At 42.4% G+C, this 26,236-nt stretch carries 21 protein-coding genes, 3 tRNA genes and 2 pseudogenes; 15 read left to right on the top strand and 11 right to left on the bottom strand.

Annotation, left to right across the window (positions count from 1 at the left end):
• The first annotated feature begins 67 nt into the window (after positions 1 to 67).
• From CXF95_RS21485 to ltrA, 5 genes are all read left to right on the top strand, one after another.
• Positions 68 to 143, top strand: a tRNA-Ala gene (locus CXF95_RS21485).
• 248 nt (positions 144 to 391) lie between these two features.
• A tRNA-Glu gene (locus CXF95_RS21480) sits at positions 392 to 467 on the top strand.
• 187 nt (positions 468 to 654) lie between these two features.
• Positions 655 to 730: transfer RNA gene (locus tag CXF95_RS21475), tRNA-Glu, on the top strand.
• Between the two features lie 355 nt (positions 731 to 1,085).
• Positions 1,086 to 1,268 (top strand): hypothetical protein, encoded by a 183-nt coding sequence (locus CXF95_RS21465; RefSeq protein WP_101199148.1) that lies wholly within the window; start codon positions 1,086 to 1,088, stop codon positions 1,266 to 1,268.
• 247 nt (positions 1,269 to 1,515) lie between these two features.
• Positions 1,516 to 2,757 (top strand): group II intron reverse transcriptase/maturase, encoded by a 1,242-nt coding sequence (gene ltrA, locus CXF95_RS21460; RefSeq protein ID WP_232787834.1) that lies wholly within the window; start codon positions 1,516 to 1,518, stop codon positions 2,755 to 2,757.
• Between the two features lie 365 nt (positions 2,758 to 3,122).
• Here the strand turns inward: ltrA and CXF95_RS21455 are convergent, their stop codons facing one another.
• From CXF95_RS21455 to CXF95_RS21435, 5 genes are all read right to left on the bottom strand, one after another.
• Positions 3,123 to 3,758 (bottom strand): LysE family translocator, encoded by a 636-nt coding sequence (locus CXF95_RS21455; protein ID WP_101200608.1) that lies wholly within the window; start codon positions 3,756 to 3,758, stop codon positions 3,123 to 3,125.
• Positions 3,759 to 3,999: 241 nt separating this feature from the next.
• A complete protein-coding gene (locus tag CXF95_RS21450; protein WP_101200607.1) occupies positions 4,000 to 5,373 on the bottom strand; it encodes a hypothetical protein in 1,374 nt (457 codons plus the stop codon).
• A gap of 237 nt (positions 5,374 to 5,610) precedes the next feature.
• On the bottom strand, positions 5,611 to 7,767 hold the full coding sequence (gene katG / locus CXF95_RS21445) for a catalase/peroxidase HPI (protein ID WP_101200606.1): 2,157 nt from the start codon (positions 7,765 to 7,767) through the stop codon (positions 5,611 to 5,613).
• Positions 7,768 to 7,997: 230 nt separating this feature from the next.
• Positions 7,998 to 8,315, bottom strand: a complete 318-nt coding sequence (locus tag CXF95_RS21440) for an STAS/SEC14 domain-containing protein (protein WP_255418945.1) — start codon at positions 8,313 to 8,315, stop codon at positions 7,998 to 8,000.
• A 104-nt stretch (positions 8,316 to 8,419) separates the two neighbouring features.
• Positions 8,420 to 9,583: an oleate hydratase gene (locus tag CXF95_RS21435; protein WP_232787967.1), complete on the bottom strand. Its 1,164-nt coding sequence runs from the start codon at positions 9,581 to 9,583 to the stop codon at positions 8,420 to 8,422.
• A gap of 63 nt (positions 9,584 to 9,646) precedes the next feature.
• Here CXF95_RS21435 and CXF95_RS21430 point away from each other — a divergent pair, with 63 nt between their 5' ends.
• The 3 genes from CXF95_RS21430 to CXF95_RS21420 are packed head-to-tail and all read left to right on the top strand — an operon-like array spanning position 9,647 to position 11,963.
• The gene (locus CXF95_RS21430; protein WP_101197783.1) at positions 9,647 to 9,949 is read left to right on the top strand and encodes a hypothetical protein; all 303 of its coding nucleotides are present in this window, start codon (positions 9,647 to 9,649) and stop codon (positions 9,947 to 9,949) included.
• A complete protein-coding gene (gene tnpB / locus CXF95_RS21425) occupies positions 9,946 to 10,311 on the top strand; it encodes an IS66 family insertion sequence element accessory protein TnpB (protein ID WP_101197784.1) in 366 nt (121 codons plus the stop codon). The genes CXF95_RS21430 and tnpB overlap by 4 nt, the downstream gene beginning before the upstream one ends.
• 35 nt (positions 10,312 to 10,346) lie before the next feature.
• A complete protein-coding gene (locus tag CXF95_RS21420; RefSeq protein WP_101197785.1) occupies positions 10,347 to 11,963 on the top strand; it encodes an IS66 family transposase in 1,617 nt (538 codons plus the stop codon).
• 20 nt (positions 11,964 to 11,983) lie between these two features.
• On the opposite strand, the gene CXF95_RS21415 is transcribed toward CXF95_RS21420, so the two are convergent.
• Positions 11,984 to 12,445, bottom strand: coding sequence for an oleate hydratase (locus CXF95_RS21415; protein ID WP_232787966.1), 462 nt, complete (start codon positions 12,443 to 12,445; stop codon positions 11,984 to 11,986).
• Between the two features lie 369 nt (positions 12,446 to 12,814).
• Here CXF95_RS21415 and CXF95_RS21410 point away from each other — a divergent pair.
• Positions 12,815 to 13,121 (top strand): annotated as a pseudogene (locus tag CXF95_RS21410) (STAS/SEC14 domain-containing protein).
• Positions 13,122 to 13,378: 257 nt separating this feature from the next.
• On the opposite strand, the gene CXF95_RS21405 reads toward CXF95_RS21410, so the two are convergent.
• The 3 genes from CXF95_RS21405 to CXF95_RS21395 all read right to left on the bottom strand — a co-directional run bounded on the left by CXF95_RS21405 (position 13,379) and on the right by CXF95_RS21395 (position 17,783).
• Positions 13,379 to 15,199, bottom strand: coding sequence for an acyl-CoA dehydrogenase C-terminal domain-containing protein (locus CXF95_RS21405; RefSeq protein WP_101200604.1), 1,821 nt, complete (start codon positions 15,197 to 15,199; stop codon positions 13,379 to 13,381).
• A gap of 374 nt (positions 15,200 to 15,573) precedes the next feature.
• Positions 15,574 to 16,605 (bottom strand): M48 family metallopeptidase, encoded by a 1,032-nt coding sequence (locus tag CXF95_RS21400; protein ID WP_101200603.1) that lies wholly within the window; start codon positions 16,603 to 16,605, stop codon positions 15,574 to 15,576.
• Positions 16,605 to 17,783: a YjgN family protein gene (locus CXF95_RS21395; protein WP_101200602.1), complete on the bottom strand. Its 1,179-nt coding sequence runs from the start codon at positions 17,781 to 17,783 to the stop codon at positions 16,605 to 16,607. Before CXF95_RS21395 ends, CXF95_RS21400 begins: the two co-directional genes overlap by 1 nt.
• Positions 17,784 to 18,072: 289 nt before the next feature.
• On the opposite strand from CXF95_RS21395, the gene CXF95_RS21390 reads away from it, so the two are divergent.
• The 4 genes and pseudogenes from CXF95_RS21390 to CXF95_RS21375 all read left to right on the top strand — a co-directional run bounded on the left by CXF95_RS21390 (position 18,073) and on the right by CXF95_RS21375 (position 21,990).
• A complete protein-coding gene (locus tag CXF95_RS21390; protein ID WP_101200601.1) occupies positions 18,073 to 18,270 on the top strand; it encodes a DUF1289 domain-containing protein in 198 nt (65 codons plus the stop codon).
• Positions 18,270 to 19,196 (top strand): tRNA dihydrouridine(16) synthase DusC, encoded by a 927-nt coding sequence (gene dusC / locus CXF95_RS21385; RefSeq protein ID WP_101200600.1) that lies wholly within the window; start codon positions 18,270 to 18,272, stop codon positions 19,194 to 19,196. Before CXF95_RS21390 ends, dusC begins: the two co-directional genes overlap by 1 nt.
• A gap of 91 nt (positions 19,197 to 19,287) precedes the next feature.
• Positions 19,288 to 20,713, top strand: a pseudogene (locus CXF95_RS21380) (amidohydrolase).
• A complete protein-coding gene (locus CXF95_RS21375; protein WP_101200599.1) occupies positions 20,710 to 21,990 on the top strand; it encodes an amidohydrolase family protein in 1,281 nt (426 codons plus the stop codon). The pseudogene CXF95_RS21380 and the gene CXF95_RS21375 overlap by 4 nt, the downstream one beginning before the upstream one ends.
• 77 nt (positions 21,991 to 22,067) lie before the next feature.
• Here the strand turns inward: CXF95_RS21375 and CXF95_RS21370 are convergent, their stop codons facing one another.
• On the bottom strand, positions 22,068 to 22,256 hold the full coding sequence (locus CXF95_RS21370; protein ID WP_101200598.1) for a hypothetical protein: 189 nt from the start codon (positions 22,254 to 22,256) through the stop codon (positions 22,068 to 22,070).
• A gap of 75 nt (positions 22,257 to 22,331) precedes the next feature.
• Positions 22,332 to 22,973, bottom strand: coding sequence for an arylesterase (locus CXF95_RS21365; RefSeq protein WP_101200597.1), 642 nt, complete (start codon positions 22,971 to 22,973; stop codon positions 22,332 to 22,334).
• Position 22,974: 1 nt separating this feature from the next.
• On the opposite strand from CXF95_RS21365, the gene CXF95_RS21360 reads away from it, so the two are divergent.
• Positions 22,975 to 23,694 (top strand): ABC transporter ATP-binding protein, encoded by a 720-nt coding sequence (locus tag CXF95_RS21360; RefSeq protein WP_101200596.1) that lies wholly within the window; start codon positions 22,975 to 22,977, stop codon positions 23,692 to 23,694.
• Between the two features lie 4 nt (positions 23,695 to 23,698).
• Positions 23,699 to 26,233, top strand: a complete 2,535-nt coding sequence (locus CXF95_RS21355) for an ABC transporter permease (protein ID WP_101200595.1) — start codon at positions 23,699 to 23,701, stop codon at positions 26,231 to 26,233.
• Positions 26,234 to 26,236: the final 3 nt, after the last annotated feature.

Below are 26,236 nucleotides of genomic sequence, written 5' to 3'. Positions count from 1 at the left end.
ATGCGCCCCGCTGTCACGGAACGACGCCTACTTATTAGGAAAAAGCGAAAGCTTAGTTGATAAGTTTGGGGCCATAGCTCAGCTGGGAGAGCGCTTGCGTGGCACGCAAGAGGTCGGCGGTTCGATCCCGCCTGGCTCCACCAATATCAAGGATGTCTACTACCGCCTAGGCCAGTAGATAAAAAGATTAGACAAGATAAGAATTTTGTTTTTGTAAATGTAGTAGTTACGAAAGAATACCAATAAGGTCGTTCTGTTCGCAGTTTTACTTATATTTATAAAATGTTTTGAAAACGCGTTGTTGGATTAGTTAGAAGAATAAAGTCGCTCAGTTCGCAGGCTCACTTCTCCTAACAAAAATCTCAAAAACATGTTTTTGAAGCAGATTTTTGTCCCCATCGTCTAGAGGCCTAGGACACCGCCCTTTCACGGCGGTAACAGGGGTTCGAATCCCCTTGGGGACGCCATATATTAAGTTAAATGATTTAACTTAAGTTTGAAAACAAGGATTATTAACTACCGCCTAGGCCAGTTAATAAAATGTTTGATAGAAGTTTCGTTTTTGTAGTGCAGCAAAAGTTAGGTCGCGCGATTCGCAGGCTCATTTTGCCATACAAAAACTTATCGAAACGTGTTTCGATGAACGAAGTTTTTGTCCCCATCGTCTAGAGGCCTAGGACACCGCCCTTTCACGGCGGTAACAGGGGTTCGAATCCCCTTGGGGACGCCAAATATCAAAGCCGCTTAAGCAATTAAGCGGCTTTTTTGTTTGCCCAGCGAAGCTGGCAAACCCGTCAGGTTGAAAGAAACCTGAATCACCCCGATTGAGGGGAAGATAATCCGAATGGTAAGTGCGTCACTGGCTAACGGTGGGGTGTGAAGGAAGCCATAGGAAGTTAGCGATACACAGCGTAAGCGAACCTGTTTCGGCGTGGTGGGTGGGTAAGCGTGCAAAATAGCGCAACGCCCAATACTCAATCAGACCCATTACGTGTTTGAGGGTGGAATAGCTAATAGGGAGCCAGTGCAGTAACTGGGGAAGCCTGACATCATTTCCAGTGTAACTGGAAGTTTGTATCCAAGAAGTGATTCAAGGTACAGATTGGTGGGAGGTGGCAGATGAACCCGTAGTAGTGAGTAAGGTCAGGCCTGTGAAAGCCAGTAATGGTGTGGAGGATAAAACCAGACCGACTGTTGGCAGTGTGTTCAACAGAGCAGGCAATACTCAAAAGGTGTTGTCTGTTGCGAAGGGGGGAAGTGTACTATAAGTGTCTGTTGTTCTTTTTTTTTGAAGTGTTGTGGACTCATAAGTGTGCCGACGGGCACAGACATCTTGCTAATGGTTGCTTAGGAATAAGTGGACTGTGGTGAAGAGCCGAGTATTGGATTAGCTTGTTAACGCTCAAGTAGATTGCCCCGATTAAGGGGCTAGCACGTTTGAGAAACAAGTGAAGTTGTCAGCCACAATGATGATAAAGCCAAGACAACGACCACAAGTTAAAGGTGAGGGTGGAAATGTTCTACAGTCTTTATGGTCGATTGTTACATGCGCAAGCATTAGAAGCGGCTTATAAACAAGTGGCAAGGGCGAAAGGTGCGGCCGGAATAGATGGGCAGAGCCTAAGCGATTTTGCAGCTGACTTGCAGAGCAATCTTCATATTTTACTGCTCGAACTGAAAGGTAAAACCTACCAAGCGCAGCCTGTACGTCGGGTAGAAATACCCAAAGAAGATGGCAGTATGCGATTGCTTGGGATACCGACAGTGCGAGACCGCATCGTCCAACAAGCGTTATTAACGATATTGCAGCCCATCTTCGATAAGGATTTTCATCCATCTAGCTATGGATATCGCCCGAAGCGAAGTTGCCATGATGCGATTAACAAGGCCACATTGTTTATAAGGCAATATGGTCGGCGTTGGGTCGTGGATATGGACTTGTCAAAGTGCTTTGACCGTTTATCCCATGAGTTAATACTCAAAGGCGTTAAGTGCAAAGTCACAGATGGCAGTGTGCTGAAATTAATCCAACAGTTTTTATCCAGTGGTGTGATGGAAGGTAACGAAGTGATACCGACTATCAAAGGCAGTCCGCAAGGCGGGGTAATCAGTCCGTTGTTATCGAACATTTACCTTGATGCATTCGACCAAGAAATGAAACGCAGAGGGCACCGAATAGTGCGTTATGCGGATGATATTTTAGTGTTATGCATCAGCCGAGTAGGCGCAGAGCATGCCTTGAACATTGCCACGACTATTTTAGAGGATGATTTACAACTTGTTGTGAATAAGACCAAAACCCATATCACGCACAGTGATGATGGTGTTAAGTTCCTCGGAGTCGAAATTGGGACACAATATACCCGAATTCAACCTAAGAAACTGGTTAACTTCAAGCAGCGAGTGAAGCAGCTCACTAAGCGTAATACAGGGAAACCGCTGATAGATATCATTAAACGGTTAACCCCTGTGCTAAGAGGGTTCGCACATTATTTTAAGATAGCCAATTGCAAGCGAGAGTTTGTGAGCTTGATGAAATGGATAAGAAGACGCATGCGCGCTATTCAATTGAAGTTGTGGAAACGCCCAGCTCGTCTTCATAGACGACTAAGGCAACTTGGCTTCAAAGGAAAGTGTGTCTTCATAAAAATGGCGTCATGGCGCAATGCGAATTGTCCAATGGCGACTATTGCCATGAAGAATAGCTGGTTCGATGAAATAGGGCTTTATCACATTGATAGGGTATTCTATGACTAACTTGTTATCACCCTTGGTGGTTTTATAGTACGCATGAGCCGTATACGAGGCCCGTACGTACGGTTCTGTGAGAGGGATGAGGCATAAGCCTCACCCTACTCGATATTACCTTAAAGATAATATCAAAGCCGCCTAAGCAATTAATACTAATTCTTAATTTCTTTCCTCTGTGTAGCGCAGCGCTCGGCGCCCGACGCTCTTTGTTCTCTGTGGTGAAAATTTTTGTAGTTGAAATCTACCGAAAGGCCAAAGAACAAGATATTTGAACCACCGAGAACACCGGGTGCCGCGCACATAGATCACAGAGAAAAGCAAAGGCTGCGCTTATCGGTATACCCTGCTAACTCGTCATTTTAACTAAGGTCTTAATTCTGGTCATCAAGGATTAGTTTTGACCCAAGGAATACTAATACACTACCTGTTATTCCGTCCATCCATCTCAAGGCCAAACTGCTGGCAAAAAAACGTTTAGCTGAGCTAACAGCTCCGGCAAGCCCACATTGCCAAATCATAGCAATAATAAAATGTATTCCGGCCATGGTCATTGCTTGCAGAAATGGGGAGTACTGAGGGTCAATAAATTGCGGTAAAAACGCTAGATAAAAAACCGCCGTCTTCGGATTTAGCACGTTTGACAGAAAGCCCTCCTTCAAAGACCGACGAATGCTAACAGACCTGAAAACAGAATCATTAATCGCTATCCCGGAGTGACCGTTGATGGCGGCTTTCAACGCTCCAATGCCTAGCCAAATTAGATACGCGGCGCCTATCCATTTCATTGCTAGAAAGAGTTCTGCCGATTGCAGTAATATTGCTGAGATCCCCACAGCGGAAAACGTCGCATGTATAAAAAGTCCAAGGCAAATGCCAAGGCTGGTCACTACACCATCCAAACCACCCGAACGGCTGGTATTCTTAATCACCAGCACAGTATCAATTCCAGGGGTAATGGTTAACAGCGTAATCGCCACAAGAAAAGCTTCAAAATTCAAAATGTGCATTAAGCTAAATTCACTTTTAACCATCCGATTGCGGTATAAAATATCACTACAGTTTTTATACCACATCAATCAACGCAAACAAATTCATGCCTTACCAAGAAATGACTAAATGCAGTGAATTTCTACTTTGAATATGGGCTCTAAATATTTGATTGAGTAACTCATTAGCACGAGACTGATGCTTAACATACTATCCGTGCTTGTGATAAGAGCTTATAGCAGAGCTAGGACGCGTTTCTTATTACTCATCGATATCTGACTGTATTGCCTCAATATTAATGATATTAGAGCGGTTTAGGGTGATTTTAAAGCGCTGTATTTGTTGTTGATCTTGTTTGTCCGTATGCATTAACACTAGGTTGATTTGGTAACGACGTTCAACCGCTTGTTTGGTTATTTTACTGCTTTCGAGTGAATATAAACGGCCTTCGCCTTTTTTTAAAAAGCGAATGAAGGGGGTTAAATTAAAATAAATACGTTGTTGAACTTCATCGTATCCGGGTAAAAAACCTTTTGCACTTACCTTAGTGTCACTTCGGAAATGCAGTAATTGTGCGGCCTGTTTGTTTTGTTGTCTCCGGGTTTGAAATAATTTATCTACTTGTTTGGGTAAATCTTTATTACGAATGTATTCAAGCCAAATAGTTTGACTCGCCACTCGAGTTTTATTGACACTATGACTGTAAATGATTTTCCATTTTGGTAGCCCTTTTTGAATACGACGCCAAATGATACGGGTAATATCATCCTTGAATATTTCCCTTAACCCATAAATAACGCCCAACATACCGACTAATGCAATCGTCACTTCAGTAAAGTTAGTTCGCGCATTTAATACTAGCACCATAACAAAAGCCATAATAACAGCAGTGACTGTGCCGCGTACTATGCGGTTTAAACTGCTATTGAGGTTTTTAACTTCTTTTTGAAATACCACACCATATTCGATTAATCGTTGCAGCAAGCGCATTTTATTGGTGATGCGATTTGGGTCACCCAAGGTGATTTGTGAGTTATATTGTTTCTCTTCTCGGTATTCATTTTCACTACGGCACAGGGCCAATAAGAAGTTTCTCTCACTGGTAAAATCACTACTTTTGGGGGCTCTAGACAGTAGTTTTAAAAACGATTGTTCCACTTGCCAACTGAGGTAGTTGTCGGCATTTTCAAGATATGCGCTGAGTTTTTGATCTGGAGGCGTATATCTTCTTAGCTTTTTTAGCAAGCCAGAAATTTGCTCTGCCAACTCTATGGCTTGAGGATAAAAATCTTTGCTTTCTTTAAGCTTAATGGTTTGTTTTATATCCGTATCCAATGCAGTTCGAATTTGATATGAAAACAGATTAAGGTTTAAACGGTAGTCACTTTGCTCACCTTTTTGTTGGCTAATAAAGCGGCTTCGTACTAAAGGTAAATGCAGTTGGTTTGAGTAATAAGCACTGTGGCTTTGTATACTATTATGGAAATAATGCTCTTCTGCTAAGGTTTTAGGACTAATACCCATTTCATCCGGTAAGGAAAAATAGAGATCCAGCCTCTGCTGATCGCTAGGCAATAACTGGTAACTGACTTTTATGGAAAGATTTTCGTCTTGTGTGAGTTTAATTTTATTCACTTATATCCTCTTCTCCTTGTGGGTTAAATTATCATGCCTGAATTGAACAATTATGCCTTACTTTTAGCTGATTACCCAAATTGATCTGTCAGTGTTGTGTATAGCAGATCACTAAGGGGGACGTAGATTTACAGTTAGTTGACAAGTCATCACTGACCTTGTTAGCAAAGTCGAAATACTCTCAATTTGATATCCATACGCCGAACTAATGAGCGGCGTAGGGATATGTTGCTATGATTAGGCTAAATCGAAGCGATCAGCATTCATAACTTTGGTCCATGCTGCAACAAAGTCATGGACAAACTTCTCTTTGTTGTCATCTTGTGCATAAACTTCAGCGTATGATCTAAGGATAGAGTTAGATCCAAAAACAAGGTCCACTCTGGTTGCTGTCCACTTGACCTGCTTTGTCTCACGATCATGAATTTCATAAAGATTATTGCCGGCAGGTTTCCATGAATAATTCATATCAGTGAGGTTTACGAAGAAGTCATTGGTCAACATGCCTTCACGATCAGTCAATACCCCGTGTTTGGTGCCATCGTAGTTGGTACCTAATACGCGCATACCGCCAACCAATACTGTCATCTCAGGGGCAGTTAAGCCCATCAGTTGTGTTCGGTCGAGCATCAATTCTTCTGCACTGACCACGTAATCCCGTTTAAGCAAGTTACGGTAACCATCATGAATGGGTTCCAACACTTCAAAAGCGTCGATATCGGTCATCTCCGCGCTTGCATCCCCACGTCCTGGGGAGAACGGTACCCTAACATTAAAGCCAGCTGCCTTTGCTGCTTGCTCAATACCGATGTTACCCGCCAGCACAATGACATCAGCGACACTTGCACCGCTCTGGGTTGCAATGCTTTCGAGTACAGTGAGCACTTTAGCTAAACGTGAAGGCTCATTACCTTCCCAGTTTTTTTGAGGAGCAAGCCGAATGCGAGCACCATTGGCACCGCCACGTTTGTCTGAACCACGGAAGGTTCTGGCACTGTCCCATGCGGTAGACACCATTTCGCTTATGCTCAAATCACTGGCCGCTATTTTGTCTTTCACTGCCTTAACATCATAACTAGTGTTCCCAGAAGGCACTGGATCTTGCCAGATAAGTTCTTCTTGAGGCACGTCAGGACCAATATAATTAGACTTTGGTCCCAAATCGCGATGCGTTAATTTGAACCATGCTCGTGCGAATACTTCAGAAAAATAATCAGGATTTTTGTAGAAATTATCGGAAATTTTCCGATATTCAGGATCCATTTTCATGGCCATATCAGCATCAGTCATAATTGGGTTGTGACGGATAGATGAGTCTTCAACATCGACCGGTCTATCTTCTTCCTTAATATTGATAGGCTCCCACTGCCAAGCACCTGCTGGGCTCTTTTTCAACTCCCACTCGTAGTTAAGTAACAGTTGAAAATAGCCGTTATCCCATTGGGTAGGGTGGGTCGTCCATGCACCTTCGATACCACTGGACAAGGTGTCACGACCAATGCCACGTTTGGTTTTATTTAGCCAGCCGAAGCCTTGATCTTCTAGTTCAGCACCTTCTGGAGTGGAACCCAGTAGCTCAGCATCGCCATTACCATGGCATTTACCTACTGTATGTCCACCTGCGGTAAGGGCAACTGTTTCTTCATCGTTCATGGCCATGCGTTCAAACGTGACACGTATATCATCAGCTGTCTTAATAGGATCAGGATTGCCGTCCACACCTTCGGGATTTACGTAAATAAGTCCCATCATCACTGCGGCTAGGGGGTTTTCTAGATCACGTTCGCCGGTGTAACGGCTGCCTTCACTACCACTGGGGGCAAGCCACTCTTTTTCAGATCCCCAGTAAGTGTCTTTTTCTGGATGCCAGATATCTTCACGGCCAAAAGCAAAGCCGAAGGTTTTTAAGCCCATGGATTCATAAGCGATGGTACCTGCATAGGCAATTAAATCGGCCCAACTAAGCTTGTTGCCGTATTTTTTCTTGATGGGCCAAAGTAGACGACGAGCTTTATCTAGGTTGACGTTGTCTGGCCAAGAATTGATGGGAGCAAAACGCTGATTGCCGCTAGCAGCACCACCTCGACCATCAGCGATGCGATAAGTACCGGCTGCATGCCAGGACATACGGATCATCAGACCGCCGTAATGCCCCCAATCTGCTGGCCACCAAGGCTGACTGTGAGTCATCAGTGCATGCATGTCTTTTTTAAGAGCGACTACGTCGAGGTTTTTAATCGTTTCCCGATAGTTGAAGTCTGCTCCCAGTGGATTGGTCTTGTTATCGTGTTGATGCAAAATATCTAGGTTTAGGGTCTTTGGCCACCATTCCATGTTCGACATGCTACTTTCTGTAGCGCCACCATGCATCACGGGACATTTATTGTTAGACATTAATTAATTTCCTTTTTTGTATGAAAAAAAGTATTTATTTGTTCACGTTTATAATGCGCTCGAACAACACTATCGAATATTTCAAACTATAGGTAAAACCTTTTGCTGCGGTGGCTCTAATCGTTTTTTTTTCTGTCAGGATTAATGTAATTGATAGTTTTTATTAATCTACTATTCCATAGGATTGAGGTGCATTGTAGGTATAACATTAGTTTCGGCTTCGCACCTTGTTAGGGGCTTTTAAGAAACTGTACGGCTGCTAACTGCTCTTCAATAGGGAAACATTTCATTTCAATCTGGTTAAAAATCTTGTCCTCAATATTAACGATATGTTCGATCCATTTCTTATCTGTCAATATTGCCACTTTTGCTATATTGGACATTCCGGCTTTGAAAATGTATTTGAACTCTTCGACAATTGCCGCTACTTCAACACCCTCGAAAGAATTGATTTTTTCAAAAACAACGATACTGCCATAACTTTCAATTTTTTGCTTTGCATGAATAAGCACCAAATTCATGTCACTTTCAGTGATTTTCCCTGACATTTGAAAGGCGAGGGCATTATCAATACCGATATCTATGATTTCTAAAATGTACTTCTCCTACTGATTGATTTGGGCATATAAACATTGAACCCAATGGTGTTTCTTCATCGACTAATGGCTTTAAGTGCCGCAAGTAAGTACTTGGGGTTGTGGGTTGATTCGTACATTGGATGCACCTTCTTATCGGTATCAAACAAACCATAAACAGCCATTTGGGCGGTTCTCACTGAATATTCAACGGTAAATACACAATCTTTAGGAGCTTCAGCAAACTGGCCTAAGAACGCAAAGTTTGTTGATCCACTTGGAATTACATCGGGTCTATCACCCTTATTTCTGGGCATAAAAAGACTATCAATAAACGGCATGGCAACAGGGATACAATTCACTTTCCCAGCTTTTGTAATCGGCGCCATAAGCTCTTGGATTTTTAAATGGTAATAAAGCTCTTCTAGTATTTCAGCACCACTACATTCGGCCATTGTTTTGTTGATGTAATTGCCTTTTCTATCAGGGTAGAGTCCATACCCCCAAAAAATCTTCACGTCATTAGGTTGATTTGGAAAGTGGGGCTGCCGTGCTATTACAATTGACATGAGCCAGTTGGAATCGATCATAGTGACAAGTCCGCCAGTTCCATCTACATTGCCTGAGAAGTTTTCCATGTAATCGAGAAATGTACTGTCTTTCATTGTTGCGGTAAATGAGTACCATTTTTGCAAATCAATATTGTCACAAAATGGATTGGGGTTGCCAAAAGACGGATCTTTTTTGGCTATTTTTTTCCATAAGGTCCAAGCGCCGGATTCTTCTACACCTTTCAATTTGGCTGGTTTATCCCAACTTCCATTATCGGTACTTTCTGTAATTGAGCCGTTGGTGAAAAACACAAAATCATTTTCTCTAAGGACTATTTCTGTTTTGTTTTTAAGATGAATGACAGTCGCCGATATTTTGTCCGCGGATAGATTGAAATCAATATCAACGACTTCTTTGCCCATTTCAAACTTCACACCCTTTTCTTCAAGGTACTTCTTCATCGGTCTAACAACTGAATCATATTGGTTATATTTGGTGCGCATCACACCACCGAGTTTCGGCAAACCATCCACAAGATGTATGAAGCGTTGCATATATCGTCGCATTTCTGCCAGACTGCTCCATTTTTGGAACGCAAACATGGAACTCCAGATAAACCAAAATTTGGTTTCAAAAAAGCTTTGCTCAAACCAATCTTCAATTCGTTTGTAAGCGCCAAATAAACCCACGGTCTTATTTTACCATTACCGCTGGTGCATAATTTCGTCACTGAAATCAAGTGAGGAAATGACATGTCAAAACAACCCATCATCTTTTGGCAGCAACACGTAAGCCAATGGAAGGATTCAGCATTAACACAAACGCAGTATTGTAAAAAGCATCAACTAAACCCGCAGCGACTAAGTCACCATAAGCGTAGATTAGAAACGCAAGAAACAGCACCGGTCAAAACGGGTTTCATTGCATTGCCTATTCCAGAGTATTTACCCAAGCCAGAATTATTAACGCTGCACTTCGCCAATGGCCTGTCGTTATCGGGTATTGCGCCCAATAATATCGATGTGGTGAAACAGCTAACGGCGGCATTGTCATGACAAGTGCGATGCGCCCGTGCATGTCGCTTACGCATATTTATCTATATCCGCAGGCAATTGACTTCCGTAAGTCATTTCGAGGCATTAGCGCCATTGTCGAATGTGAGTTGGGTCACAACCCTTTTTCGGGTCACTTGTATGTGTTCACCAATAAACGGCGCACTAAAATCAAATGTCTGTTCTGGGAAAACAATGGTTTCGTGCTGTATTACAAAAGCCTAGAGGAAGATAGATTCATTTGGCCGAGGTGTGAAAAGGAGGTGATAACACTCAACGGCCAGCAAATAAACTGGCTACTTGATGGTCTTGATATTAGTGCCATGAAGGGCCATAAAAAGTTGCATTTCGACAGTGTTTTTTAGGGCTTTTTAGCCTCAAGTTTAGTATAATATCGGGCATGAAATTACCGCCCAACACCCATAAAAACAAGGCTTTTAGCGACACCGATACCATGTCAAGGTTGCAAGCTATGCTGTCTGAAAAAGACGGGGTGATTGGGGAAAAAGAAACACTGATTGCAGAGCAAAGTGACATCATCGAAAAGAAGTCTGATGTCATCGATTCACTTAAAAAGCGCGTTGAGTTACTCGAAGAGTATTTACGCTTATCTAATAGCAAACGCTTTGGCAGCAGCTCTGAACAAACCCCGCCAGAGCAAGGTAACTTGTTCAACGAAGCCGAAGCGACCAGTGAGCCAGAACAAACTGAGCCTGAGTTACCGACCACAAGCGAGCCTAAAGCCAAAACCGGTCGCAAACCCTTTGCTAAAAACCTACCACGCACCCAAGTGTTTGCGTATTTGTCAGATACTGAAAAAGAAGGCGCAATCAATACCTTCTTTGTGAAAGTCAGAGAAGAGCTAGATATTATCCCTGCCAAAGTACAGGTACTAGAGTACATGCAGGAAAAGGCGGTGTTTAAAGACGAACAAGGCACAACCACCATGAAAGCGGCTGAGGTCATTAAACACCCTGTACCCAAAGCCATGGGCAGTATCAACTTAATGACCTACATCATTATTGCTAAATACGCCGATGGCATGCCGCTTTATCGATTAGAGGGGATTATCGAACGATACGGGGGCAGCATATCAAGAACAACACTCGCCAACTATGTCATTGCGCTAGGCAAACAAATCCAACCCTTAATTAACTTATTAAGGGAGACTCAGCATGCCGGCTCACTCATTATGGCGGATGAAACCCGCATTCAGGTATTAAAAGAGCCAGGGCTTGCGCCCACGGGCGATAAATTTATGTGGGTGACACTCGGCGGTAAAGCCGACCAACAAAGCGTGCTGTTTGACTATGACCCATCGCGTGCTCGCCATGTGCCTATGCGCTTGCTACATGGATTTACTCATGGCTACCTGCAAACCGACGGTTATGCAGGTTACAACGAAGTGTGCCGCAAAAACCAGCTCATTCAATTAGGCTGTATGGATCACGCTCGCCGCAAATTCATCGAGGCACAGCAATCACAACCTAAAGGGAAAAAAATAAAAGCCAGCAAAGCCGACATGGCCTTGAGCCTGATTAACAAGCTCTATGGGATTGAGCGCACCATCAAACATGCTAGCAATGAGAAAAGACTGGCCGTTCGCCAAGCTAAGAGCATGCCGATATTAAACACACTGCAGGCATGGCTCACGGCAAACAAACCGCGCGTGGCCACCGACAGTTTAACTGGCAAGGCCATGACCTACTTGCATAATCAGTGGGATAAACTCACTGTGTATTGCACAGATGGGCAGCTTCGCATCAGTAACATTATGGCTGAAAACGCCATTCGCCCTTTTGCCGTTGGGAGGCGTGCATGGTTATTCGCCGACACACCTGCTGGCGCAAACGCCAGTGCCGCACATTACAGCTTGATTGAAACCGCTCGGTTACATGGCATTGAGCCATACGCATATCTCAATACTATATTCAAAGCGATACCCTATGCGGAAACGGTGGAAGATTTTGAAGCGTTATTGCCGTGGAACTATAAGCGCAGTATTACGACTGTTTGATACGTGGGTTGATTAGCCGCTTACATTCGTTTATCAGCTAGTGAGCTTTCGGAAACGTAGGTGAGCTTGATAAAGTCGGCCTGTTGCTTAAAAGACAACCCATAGGAGGAGACATCTAATTTCTTGCCTTCTTTTAATAGACGGGCCTGAGCATTGGATACAAATCGTTGATTAAATTCGTATGACTCATCTCGTACTGATATATTTGAGTCTTCCAATGATGGAATATGGGAAAGTAGTTCCCAATAACATTCGTAGTGCATTTCATGCATTCTTCCACCACGAACGACAAATCCTTTATCTTTATCGCCAGCGCCGTCAGTAGCTCCGCCAGCGATTAAATCTTTTTCTAAAATATGGATATTTTCACCAGGTACACCCACATCCTTTTCTAAATATACGGCACTAGCCAGCCCAGCTATGCCACTGCCAATGAGATAAACCTTTGAGTCTTTATAGTTTTGTTTATTGTCTGTTTTCATCTAATTATCCTTTGAATTATATCTTTATGTATGATTATGCTAAGTCCCTTAGCGCTTCAAACACGTTCTTGATATTACGTAGTAAATTACGCGAGGATAGTTGTATCTATGCTCTCAAAAACAGTTTTACGATGATTTGATATGGTTTACGGTTACTATAAATTAGCTTGTTTAACGCTTATTGATCTTGGTCAATTCTGATTAAATTATTTACCAATACACTCGAGATTAAAATAGTAGTCTCTGTAAATAACTATCGAGAGACTATAAATAGACCTTAAGATCGGCAGCGGGTAATGTAGGTATTAAAAACACTGGTATTGCAGCTTCGTCCAACAAAAAAAATGTCAGGAACGCGCAAATAACGAGCTGATCATAGTTGAATCATTAGGCATTCGATGTATAGCTCCGTTAATTGATTCTGCATTGTCTGAAGTTAAGGATCCAAAAGTGAAAGCCCTTATTGATGGCACAGAGTTGCAAGGATGGGACGTCAGAGCTGCGTGGGATGATTTCAAAATAGGCTTAAAACACGGTAATGAAATTTTCAAAAGTGGCTATTTATGGAAACAAAAAATGGCAAGAGTTTGCGGCGAAGATGGGTAGTTGGTTCATTTCTGGTGAAATTAGATACTTTGATAATGAAGATGATGCTATTTCTTGGCTCAATGAGTAAAATACTAAAACGTATAACAAGTTCAGCTAATTCTAAGCATATTTCTTTGTACATGCCTAAATTAACCTGTGTGTACTGCAAAGCTAGTTTTCACCGCTATTTTGGACCCAAAACTAAATGATAGATGTTTTAGCTGTTTTCTTCACCTTTTTCTAGTCTACCTAGGCGAACATTGCTCTTACTTGTCTTTGCTTAAGAAAATATTGAAGCACTGAATATGTTAATTTTTAACACTCAGTGCTCCAACAAACATTAACCTATAAAAAAGATAACAAATCTTCGTCTAGCTGCATTAAGGTTTTTGGATCGGCCATCATGGTTTTAGCTAAAGACTTTGTTCTGGGTAATAAACGTTCAAAATAAAATTCGGCGGTTTTGATTTTGGCACGATAAAAGTCACGGTTTTCAACTTCTCCGGCTAATTTTTCGTAGGCGGTTTGCGTCATTTGCGCCCAAAAATACCCCATCACTATATAGCCTGAGTACATTAAATAATCTACTGAGGCTGAACCTACTATGTCTCTGTCTTTTTTAGCTTTCAAGGCTAAACGCATGGAGTATTGTTGCCAGTTCGCCACATTTTTGCTTAATGCCCAGACAAATTTATTCATTTGACGTTTATGGGGGTTACTAGAAATCAAACTTTTGTCTTTGCAGAAAACTAACACTTCTTTACTGAATGCTTTTAATGACTTACCACGGGTGAGTAATATTTTCCGGCCCAATAAATCCAATGCCTGAATACCGGTTGTGCCTTCGTACATAGTCGCAATACGCACGTCACGATAAATCTGCTCCATGCCCCATTCTTTAATATATCCATGGCCACCAAATACTTGCATACCGTGACTGGCACTTTCACAGCCTAGCTCTGTTAAAAAGGCTTTAAGGATGGGAGTCAGGAAACCTAATCTGTCATCTGCGGCTTTACGTGCTTCATCTGTTGTAGCCATCTCCAAGTCATCAACAATTTTGGCGGTGTAATACACCATGGCACGACCACCTTCAGTGATGGCCTTTTGGGTCATTAACATTTTACGTACATCAGGATGAACAATGATGGGGTCTGCTACTTTGTCTGGGAATTTTTTACCGGTTAAGGCGCGCATCGATAAACGGTCTTTGGCATATAATAATGCGTTTTGATAAGACAGTTCCGAGGCACAGACACCTTGTAACGCTGTGCCCACACGCGCGGCGTTCATAAAGGTGAACATACATTCTAAGCCTTTGTTTTCAGGGCCTATTAATACACCTTTAGCATTATCAAAATTTAGCACCGCAGTAGATGAGCCTTTAATACCCATTTTATCCTCAATGGCACCGCAGGTGACATGATTGGTTTCACCTAAGTTACCTTGTTGGTCTACTTGGATTTTGGGCACAATGAATAAAGAAATACCACGAGTGCCTTTAGGTGCGCCGGGAATACGGGCCAAGACGATGTGAATTATATTCTCAGTTAAATCGTGTTCACCTGCAGAAATAAATATTTTAGTACCCACAATGTCATAGGTACCATCACTGTTTGCTACGGCTTTGGTTTTAACTTGGCCTAAGTCGGTGCCGCATTGGGGTTCGGTTAAACACATAGTGCCGGTCCACGTGCCTTGAGTTAAACGTGTCAGATACAGTTCTTTTTGCTCAGGTGTGCCGTGGGTTTGAACGGTGTTCATTGCACCATGACTTAAGCCAGGATACATCGCCCATGACCAATTCGCTGTGCCCATCATTTCTTGTTTTACCATGCCTAATGATGGGGGTAAACCTTGGCCTCCATGTTCAATAGGGTGAGATAAACTTTGCCATCCGCCTTCAACATATTTTGTATAAGCTTCTTTAAAACCTTTAGGCGTAGTCACGACACCATTATCAAATTTACAGCCTTCTTTATCACCACTTTGGTTTAAAGGTAATAATTCATTTTCACAAAATTTTGCACATTCTTGTAATATCGCATCGACTAAATCAGGCGTTGCTTCAGCAAACTCTGGGTATTTTTTATAATGAGGGTAATAATTAAACACGTCTTCGATAAGAAACTTCATGTCCATAACCGGCGCTTTGTAATGCAACATAATAGAACTCCAAGATAGTTGGCTTTGATAAACTTGTAGAGTATAGCAGAATAATTAACTGGTCTTACCACTGACTTGTGATTATTTACAACTGAGTAACATATAGATGTGTTTATCGATTTGAAAACGTTAATTTTTTGCTTTACTCGGACTACATGATTTTTTGAAATTATTGTGATGTTCTTTATTTCAGAGGATTGTGAACGTAATATTTGTTGATCATAATTATGGTGCCTTAGTCATAAAATGCCGTGCATGAAATCCACAGATTATGTAAATATTTCACTTAACTTAAGGTAAACAAGGTAGTGCCGAATAAATATTAAAAGCCGATGCAATATGCAGAAGCATATACACATCGGTGTTTTTTTAAATTAATCTAGGTGCTTATCTTTGGCATTATCTATACGCGATTGCATAGATGGGTGGGATTGAAGCCATAGTGTCAGCTTGGACTCTTTAGGCAGTGTTACAGCTAGCTTTTGCATGGCCTCGGCAAAGCTTTCTCTGTCCATTCCTAATCCGACGAGTTTACTAAGTGCATAGTTATCAGCTTCCCATTCTAACTTTCGGGAAAATTGATTTTGAACCACGGTATTCGAGACGCCAGCAAAGAACTCTACTAAACCACCTAAATCAGCAAAAAAATAATTCACTGCAATAGATGTTGCCAATGCTTCTGAAATAAATCGCATGGAATGTTTATGTTCCACATGTCCAATTTCATGTAACAGAATAGCGGTTAACAGGTCATGGTTGTCGCCAATCAGTTTAACTAATTCATCTGTGATGACTATCGTGCCATTGGGCAGGGCGAAGGCATTGGCTCCCATAGTGTCAGATTGCCTGAATTGAATATCAAATTGGGTCGGAACATCAATTTTAGATATAATATCTCGCCACATATTTTGATAACTATTCTGGGTTTCATCATTCAGCGACGTGTCAGAAAGTATACTGTTATCTAATGCGCTTAAGGTATGTTTTGAAGCAATGTTCACAATGCTTTCGGGCACATAGTCTGCAAACAGAATAGCTGAGCTAGGGATCAGGTATTTAAAGAAAGCAAACAGAAAAACAGGCACTAAAACCGCGCAGAGCAAAACCGTAGACTTACTGCTTTCTAGTTTGGATACTTTGTTTTGTTGGCTATTTGACGCAATCCAAACATCTACAGCAGGGGTTGAGTCGACGACAACAAGGCCTTGATCATACAGCGATATTTCTCGGGGCACAGAGGCTAATTTTTCAGCGACCTGTATTTGACTGACATCTGTTTCGGCTAATAGTTGATTCGATAAATCAATAATGCGAAGACCGTCAGATGCCGTCATCAAAACAGTAACGGGAAGGCACTGAGACCTTCCTAGGGGGTAAAATTTACCCGTTACTTCTAAGGTTTTCATTAACCGATAGCCACATCAATATCGAAGGCGTTAGCCACTTCTTCGCCAATGGCACTGCTGGATTGAGAGTCTTTAGTCAGAACGTTGTCAGCTCCTGCTAACACTGTCACTTGCGTCGCTGAAGCATATAATCTGGCGCTTCGAATTTTTACCCAAGGCATGGCAAAACCTAAGCTGGCGACAATCACCACAAAGTTTGAACTTCGTAACCAAATCAATTGTGAGACTGATAGTTGTGATGTGAATTCAGACACGTCCTCAATCACACTATTATTAAATATATGATTACGAATGCGAGCGGCGTAAAAACTAGAACAAATTAAAATTACTGCGACATATGTCACAATAAAGAGCGCGTATCCAAGAGTGAAGTCTATTCCGCTTTCTCCTGGCACCAAGTCAGAAAAAGATAACCCAAGGCCGAAGCTGGCTAATACAAATAGGGCGATACCTATAAAAGCTGCACCTAAACCAGCTATAAAATATTCTCCTGTTTCAAGGCTAGTGCTAAGTTTTTTGTCGCCGAAGGTGATGTTGTCATAAATAAACTGATCTACTTTTTTCATTACCCAAGGAAGTGCTAAGTACAAAGTAAATATGCTCATAATGGGTAACAAAATAAACACCACAAAAGCACGTCCATACTTACCATTAAAATTAAAGCGCACATTCCTATATGCTGTCATGCGCATTTTAAATCTCAGGCTCATACAAATCAGTAGCGGGTATGCAAATACCAATACCAGCATAATGATACCAGCAGCAATAGGACTAAATGAGGCTGCTAAAAAATAACTAGCAAATAATAATACACCTATAATCCTGCCTTTTAGTATTTGAATAGGGTCTGCTAGGTATGCCAATCTGTGGCCATCAATTTCAGTGTTGGAATAAAAATAGCGATTATTTCTGACGGTAGCCCACGCTGAATAAATACCAAGGGTGACAATTGTTAGTAACAAATTGACAATCCAAATAGAGAAAAATTCGTCCGTTTTACCTAAAAACTTTACTGGCACTGTTCGTTTATTTGCTGTTTGATTAGCGGGGTTATTTGGGTGGGCACTAATCACGGCCTGCAAATCTGCTATTTCTTGCGGTGGGGTTTCTGAGCCTATGTTCTGCTGAGCATTCAATAATTCGTTAAAACTAAAGTGTTGGTAATTTTTATTATCCATAATTCCTTTCTCTCTTTTTAAATATCCGTAGCCTTTGTGATCAGAAAACGGCTACTACAAATCAATTGCTGATCACCATTGAAGGTTACCTTAGCGAGTTGAACTTGTGAATGAATTTTAGATACATAGCAAACTTTGGTCTTCCATAATACCAATCCCAATAAAGACGTGTTCACTCAGAAAGCCCCAGCCGATTTTAGGCAAGGCGTCGCTGCGCGGTCACTTCTTTACTGGGATTGGTACAAGCTTATTGATAGAATATGGCTAATCTATTTTGAATGAATAAGTCATGACCAATACCCTATTAAACGTTGCATCCCCTTGTGTCCGAAATTGCTGTCTTGATGATAAAGATATGTGTCTGGGATGTTTTAGAATGTTGGATGAAATATTGATTTGGAGCAACGCGAGTTCACAGCAGCAGGTTGATATTGTGCAGGCATGTGGGATACGTAGACAGCAAAAAGTGCAAAGTGAGTTGCCTTAATGCATATTACTTTAGCCCCGATGGAAGGGGTAGTTGATCACCTTATGCGAGACATGTTGACTCAAGTAGGGGGATTTGACTTGTGCGTGACTGAGTTTGTCAGGATCGTTGATCAGTTAATGCCCAAGCGTGTGTTTCATCGGATATGCCCAGAGTTAAACAATCAAGGTTTTACGCCTAATGGTGTGCCAGTCAAAGTGCAGTTATTAGGTCAACACGCAGATTGGTTAGCAGAAAATGCTTTTCGAGCGGTTGAGTTAGGCTCCCATGGTATTGATCTCAACTTTGGTTGCCCAGCTAAAACAGTTAATAAGAGCAAAGGTGGTGCGATATTACTGCGGGAACCTGAAACGATTTACAACATTGTCAGTGCTGTGCGCCAAGCTGTCCCAAAAGAACACACTGTGAGTGCCAAAATGCGTTTGGGTTTTGATGACACATCTTTGGCGATTTCCAATGCACAGGCCATTGCTGATGCAGGGGCTAACTCACTAGTTATTCATGCCCGCACCAAAGTTGATGGTTATAAGCCTCCTGCTTATTGGGACTGGATTGCGAAGATAAAACAACATGTGGATATACCTATAATCGCTAATGGTGAAATTTGGAATGAGCAAGACGCGGTAAATTGCCAACAACAATCTGATTGTGAAAATATTATGTTGGGCCGTGGTGCTTTGGCGATGCCTAATTTGGCTCAGGTGATTAAAAATACCGAGCTAGCTATGCCATGGGAGCAAGTTAAGGCTTTGTTGGTACGATATTCTGGTTACGAATTGTTTGGTGATAAAGGTAAATATTACCCTAATCGGGTGAAACAATGGTTGGGGTATTTGAGTCGCCAATATCCAGAAGCGGAGGCGCTGTTTATGGGGATTCGTGCGTTGAAAAGCGCGGATGAGATTTTGCAACAGATCCAATCCTAGTAAAATCTGGTTAATGTTATTAGGATAATCTTAGTCAACAAAGATTGACTCATTGTGTCATCACAACTAACAAATACTTTCAGGGAAAAACATGAAAATTTTAAATAAGAAACGACAGCTATTTAAAATAGCTGCGGTTGCAGGTTTATTGACTTTGGTGGGGTGTTCAGATTCAGGCGAAGATAAAAACCAAGAGCCAGCATTTCAAATCAATCAAAATCCTTTTCCAAGTACTTACAAACCCCATGGCCAGCATCAGTGTTTTAATTACCAATGCGACTGTTTTAGATGGTATAGGTGGGGTTTTTACTGACAGTTCGGTGTTGTTACAAAATGGTAAAGTTGTTGCGATAGGCAAGGATTTATCTGTACCTGATGATGGCGTGACTGTTGATGCTAAAGGTAAATGGGTCACTCCAGGTATTATCGACGTGCATAGCCATTTAGGGGTGTATCCCGCTCCAGGTGGCACCGCCCATTCTGACGGTAACGAGGCGACTAACCCCGTGACTGCAGAAGTCTGGGCTGAGCATTCTATTTGGCCACAAGATGCTGGTTTTCAACGAGCCTTGGCTGGTGGTGTGACTGTGATGCAAATTTTACCAGGCTCGGCTAATTTAGTTGGCGGGCGAGGGGTAACAGTCAAAAATTTGCCTAGTGCAACCGTGCAAGATATGAAATTTCCTGATGCACCATACGGTATGAAAATGGCCTGCGGCGAAAACCCTAAAAGGGTGTATGGCACAAAAGGGGGCCCTTCTACACGCATGGGCAATGTGGCTGGTTACAGACAAGCGTGGGCCGATGCTCAAAACTACCAGCGCACATGGGACAAATATTATGTTGATCATAAAGCAGGTAAAAAAGACCTTAAAGTGCCTAAACGTGACCTAAAGCTTGAAACCTTAGCCTTAGCATTAAAAGGCGAAATCCTAGTTCATATGCATTGTTATCGCGCTGACGATATGGGCACTATGCTGGATGTCATGAAAGAGTTTAATTATAAGATTGCCGCGTTTCATCATGCGGTTGAGTCATACAAAATAGCTGACCAACTAGCGCAGGCGGGTGTGTGTTCAGCAATGTGGGCTGATTGGTGGGGCTTTAAGTTAGAAGCCTATGACGGAATTCAAGAAAACATACCTATGGTTCATGCAGCGAAAGCCTGTGCAATAGTGCATTCTGATAGTGATTTAGGTATTCAACGATTAAATCAAGAAGCGGCTAAAGCGTGGGCCAATGGCCGCCGTGCAGGGATCAACATTAGCCAGGCTGACGCATGGCAATGGTTATCCGCTAACCCTGCTAAGTCTTTGGGAATATTTGAGCAAACAGGCTCTTTGGAAAAAGGTAAAAACGCTGATGTGGTAATTTGGTCGGCTGATCCATTTTCCACCTATGCTCAAGCAGAACACGTTTATTTAGACGGAGCATTAATATATGACCGCAATGATCCTGCATCATGGCCAGTGAGTGATTTTGAGTTAGGACAACCCGGCGAAGGAGACAGCAAATGAACAAATTAATTAAATATTCATTTCTTGGCAGTATGTTGTTGACGCAAGTTGTTGATGCTAAAAATGTCGCTATTGTGGGGGCTAAGGTACATACCATGTCATCCCAAGGCACAGTCGATAATGCCACTGTGCTGATCAAAGACGGCAAGATCCAAAGTGTTATGGAAGGTGAGCCAGCTTTAGCTGGATACGAAATTATTGACGCCAAAGGCAAAGTCGTGACACCAGGGTTAATAGGTGCAAGCACTAGTTTGGGTCTGGTCGATGTGGGTTTTTCTGCGGGTACCAATGACAGTAACTCGAGTTTGACTAGCATTTCTAAAACCGGCGCAGCGTTTGATGTGTCATATGCCATCAACCCTGAATCATCGTTAATGGCCATTGCGCGGATTGAAGGTGTGACATCTGCGGCCACCTCAATGGGTCGCACTGGGCAATTATTTAACGGTCAAGGAGCTTTGATTTCTTTAGGTGACAGCAGCGACCCAATAATCCAAGGCAGAGCATTTATCAGCACTAGATTGGGTAATAATGGCGCAGACACAGTTGGAGGCTCTCGAAGTGTACTTTGGGTTAGCCTTGAAACAGCCCTTGCTGAAGCCAAATTTGCGATTGGAAAATCACTCACTCCAATTGATGAATGGCATGGTGAATTGAGCCGAGCTGATATTGCAGCATTAATTCCGGTTGTTAAGGGCGAAGTACCGCTTTTAGTGGATGCCCGCAGAGCGGCGGATATTCGTCAGGTTATTGCTTTAAAACAACGCCAACCTCAATTGAATATAGTCATTACTTACGCCACTGAAGGCTGGCGAGTGGCTAAAGAGTTGGCCGATAACAATATCCCAGTGATCCTTGATCCCGAAGCAAACCTACCTTTTGGTTTTGACCAGTTAGGCTCAACCCTGGAAAATGCCGGTAGATTAGCCGCTGCCGGTGTCGAAGTAAGCATTGGCATGGAGACCCATAATATTCGCTTGGCAAGACAACACGCAGGTAATGCGGTCGCCAATGGATTAAGTTGGGACCAAGGCTTAGCTGCCTTGACCATTAACGTGGCTAAGCTTTATGGCATAGATGATAAGTTGGGTAGCCTTGACTCTGGGAAAATTGCTGATGTCGTCATTTGGTCTGGTGATCCCCTTGAGGTAACTGAGGCGGCCGAGTTGGTATTGATCTCAGGAGAGAAAGTCGATATGCATTCTAGGCAAAGTAAACTCAGAGACCGTTACTTAAAATTACAAACTGATAAACCCATGCAGTATGTTCGCCCTTAGATATAAAGTGTGAACAGCGAGGTTACAGACAATAAAAAACCGAGTTAATGAACTCGGTTTTTTATTGTCTAGTGTTTTTACACTCTAACATCAACCAAAGAGCCTACTCGCTGGTCTTGTACTGGAGCTGGCGACTGACTTTCTTGCACTGCCGGCGTTTCTTTTAAGGTGGCTTGTTGTGCAGCTCGATTGACCTGCTGTACAGAGCCTGTTTGAGTGGGTGCAATCTGCCCGAGTGAACCAGCACCTGATGAACTTACTTCCATATCGTACTCCTATTCTTTACAGAATGAATTCCTAGAAAGGTGAACTTCTATTCTAGTTGGTTATTTTTTATTCTGCTAGGGGAAAATAATATCGCCTAATGTTTTTTGCATATCTTTAGCTATGATATGTTGTGCTTCGGCATTTGGATGGATGCCATCTCTTTGCATTAAACTTTTATCTAACGCTATGTTTTCTAAGAAAAAAGACAGTAATGTAAGTTCGTATTTTGTTGCTAAATCGGCATAGGTATTAGTAAACATCTGTGTGTATCGTTTGCCATAATTAGTCGGTATCTGCATTTGTTGCAGTATGACTATTACCTCACTTTTTTGAGACAATTGAATGATTTGTTCCAGGTTATTGCGCATTTTACTCACTGGGTGGCCTTGCAATCCATCGTTGCCACCTAGTTCAACAAAAATATGCGTAGGACTATGCTGCTTTAACAATCTTGGTAACCTAGCAAGCGCACCGTCTGTGGTTTCTCCGCTGATGGCACCGTTGATAATAATAATATCTTCGCTTTGCCACGCATTTTGTAACAAACTTACCCAGCCTTGCTCTTGCTTTAAACCATAAGCAGCACTTAGGCTATCACCTAAAATAAGCAATTTGGTTTCTTTAGCCTGTAACTGATCTGAAATCAGTAATAAGGGTATAAGGATCAATAATATATATATTTTATTTCGTAACGAATTGGTATTAAGAAACAGCACTATGACTCCAACAACTATGATTAAGACAAACGGTATTAGCAAAACAGTTACTACGACTCAAGGTCAATTACAGATCCTCAAGCCTATTAGCTTTGAAGTCAAGGCGGGTGAGTCGATTGCCATAGTGGGTGCGTCAGGCTCAGGTAAATCTACTTTGCTTAGCTTGTTGGCGGGACTCGATGAGGTGAGCGAAGGAGAAATCTACATAGATGGTCAAGCCATGCAAAACATGGATGAAGAGCAGCGAGCTCAATTAAGAGGTGCGAAAGTGGGCTTTATTTTTCAAAGCTTTATGTTAGTGCAAAGCTTAACTGCCCTAGAAAACATTATGTTACCGGCAGAGATAGCTGGCCACCACGATGCGAAAAAAAGAGCCTTAGACATTCTAGAGCTGGTGGGGCTAGATCACAGAGCAAGCCACTACCCCAATCAATTATCTGGTGGTGAACAACAACGGGTGGCGATAGCTCGAGCGTTTATTTCCAAGCCTAAAATTTTATTTGCAGATGAGCCCACGGGTAATTTGGATGCAGACAATAGTGACAAAATTGAAAAGTTATTGTTCGAGTTAAACCAAAATTCTCATACTACTTTGGTATTGGTGACTCATGACCCTGTGTTGGCAAGTAAATGTCAACGTCAATTACATATGCAAGCGGGTGAGTTAACCGAGGTTTTCCCAACCCCTTCTATTGAGCAAGCTGCTCGTAAAGTGGGTTAGTAATATGACTAATTATACTTTGAGTCTAGCCTGGCGACTGTTTCGTCATGAAACTAAGCGAGGCGAGTTAACCATTATACTGCTGGCGATAATTTTATCGGTTGCGTCTGTGCTATCACTGTCGTTATTCAGTGAACGACTTAAATATGCATTAACTGAAAAAAGTGCGGAGTTTATTGCCGCCGATAGAGTGCTTGAATCCAATAAACCTGTTGACCTTGCTTGGATTGAAAAAGCCCAAGAGATGGGGTTAAACACGGCCCACCAAACTTATGCCCGCTCAATGGTGTTTGCCAACGAACAGATGGACTTAGTAGATTTAAGAGCTGCAGATACAGGTTATCCCCTAAAAGGCACCGTCAAAGTAGCGGATGAGCCATTCACACAAGGTATTGCGATAGACCGTCTGCCAACGTCAGGTGAGGCATGGATTGAATCTCAATTGTTTCAAACCTTAGCGATTTCTGTTGGCGACAATATTGAAGTGGGTGACAAAATATTTAGGGTCAGTAAGGTTTTGACTGAAGTGCCTGACGCTGGATTTAGTGTATTTGGTGGCGATCCTAAAGTATTGATTTCAAAAATGGATTTAGCTGCAACTAAGGTTGAAGGTCCCGGTAGTCGGATTGATTACAGCTATTTCTTTACCGGCGATAGTGGTGATTTGGATGATTATTACGATTGGCTTGAGCCACAACTCGACAATGAAATTCATGATTGGGACTCTGTTGAAGACGACGAATCGGGTATTGGCCGAGCAGTGGGTAGGGCGGGGCAATACTTTTTATTGGCAAGTCTGTTAGCCATTGTTTTGGCTGCTGTTTCTATAGCTGTGGCAGCGCAGAGATACAGTATGCGGCATTACGACCCCGTCGCGATTATGAAAACCCTAGGTGCACCGAAAAAAATGGTGCAACAAATTTATCTATTACAGATTTTGTTTATTACCGCATTGGGTATCACCATTGGGGTGATATTGGGCTTTGTGATCCAGCAGTTGGTTGTATTGGCTATTGCTGGCAAAGTCGACGTGTCGGTCGATGTGTGGCATTGGCGGCCACTTATTATCGCTATCTTTACCGGCACTGTGTGTGCGGTATTGTTTTCTTTATATCCCTTGATGAAACTATTTTCGGTATCGCCACTGCGCGTATTACGCCGCGACTTAGGTGCAAATTTAAGTTCTAGGTTGATCCAGTTTGTGGCTTCCGGCGGGGCTATATTTTTGTTGATGTGGGCCTATAGCCAAAATATTAAGGTTAGCGCTATCTTGTTTATTTCAGGCATTATTTTGGTCGTCAGTTTGTTTGGTGTGACCTATGGTTTGATTTGGGTGGGGCGTAAACTCGGCCAAGGTAAAATGGGGGCTTGGCAGTTGGCTTGGGCAAGAATTCATCGCCGGGCAATGGATAATAGTGTGCAGTTGATTAGTTTTGCCGTCACTATTATGTTGCTGTTGATTGTTTTGGTCATGCGTAACGATATGGTTCAACAATGGCAAGACCAGTTACCTCAAGGTACTCCTAACTACTTCTTAGTTAATATTAGTCAAGCGCAGCAACCTAATCTGCAACAACATTTTGTCACTAATCAAGTTGAAATCGATAAGTTTTACCCTGTTGTTCGTGGCCGGTTTGTTGCCGTTAACGATGAAAAGGTACGCACTGCGGTATCCAAAGAAGATCCAGACGAACAAAGTAATGGCCGTGATGGTTTAGGCAGAGAAGCGAATTTAACGTGGAGCAATACTCTGCAAAAAGGCAGCGAGGTCATGGCTGGGAAATGGTTGGGTGAAAACAATAATAGCGACACCGCAGCACAAAGACCTTTTGAAGTGTCGATTGAAGAAGGTATTGCAGAGCGAATGCAACTGGGCCTAGGTGATAAATTAACCTTTAATATTGGCAGTGAAATTGTTGATCTTAACGTGACCAGCATCAGGAATGTTAACTGGCAATCTATGCAACCGAATTTCTTCTTTGTGATTGAACCTCGTGCGTTGCAGAACTTTATTCCAACATACATTTCTAGTTTCAATTTGCCCACTGAGCGCAAATCCGATATCACCCAATTGATGCAGCCTTTTGCAAACGTTACCTTAATTGATGTTGATGCGAGAATTAATCAACTGAGGAGTATCGTCGACCAAGTCTCTATGGCTGTAGAGTTTATTCTGATATTGGTTTTAGCCGCGGGCGCATTGGTGCTGATTGCTCAAGTGCAGGCTAGTATGGATGAACGTCAACAAGAACTCGCTATTTTACGTACGTTGGGGGCTAAAGGCCGGCTTATAAGAGCCAGTGTGGTGTTTGAATTTATCATCATTGGGGTAGTGGCTGGGGCCATGGCCGCTGTGGCCAATGAATTCAGTTTGTATATGCTGCAGACCCAGATATTCCAAATGCCTGCTAGTTTGCATCTTGAGTATTGGATCATTGCGCCGCTAGCGGGTGCGCTGGTGGTGGGTATTCTTGGTGCTTTAGGTTGCTGGCGCTTGTTGTCACTTAACACCAGTCAATTGTTACGTCAGATGGTGTAAATA

It is taken from the genome of Paraglaciecola sp. MB-3u-78, from assembly GCF_002835935.1.
Classification (GTDB): Bacteria; Pseudomonadota; Gammaproteobacteria; order Enterobacterales; family Alteromonadaceae; genus Paraglaciecola.
The sequence above is the reverse complement of the archived record's forward strand: the minus strand, read 5'-3'. Positions and strand labels throughout refer to the sequence as shown.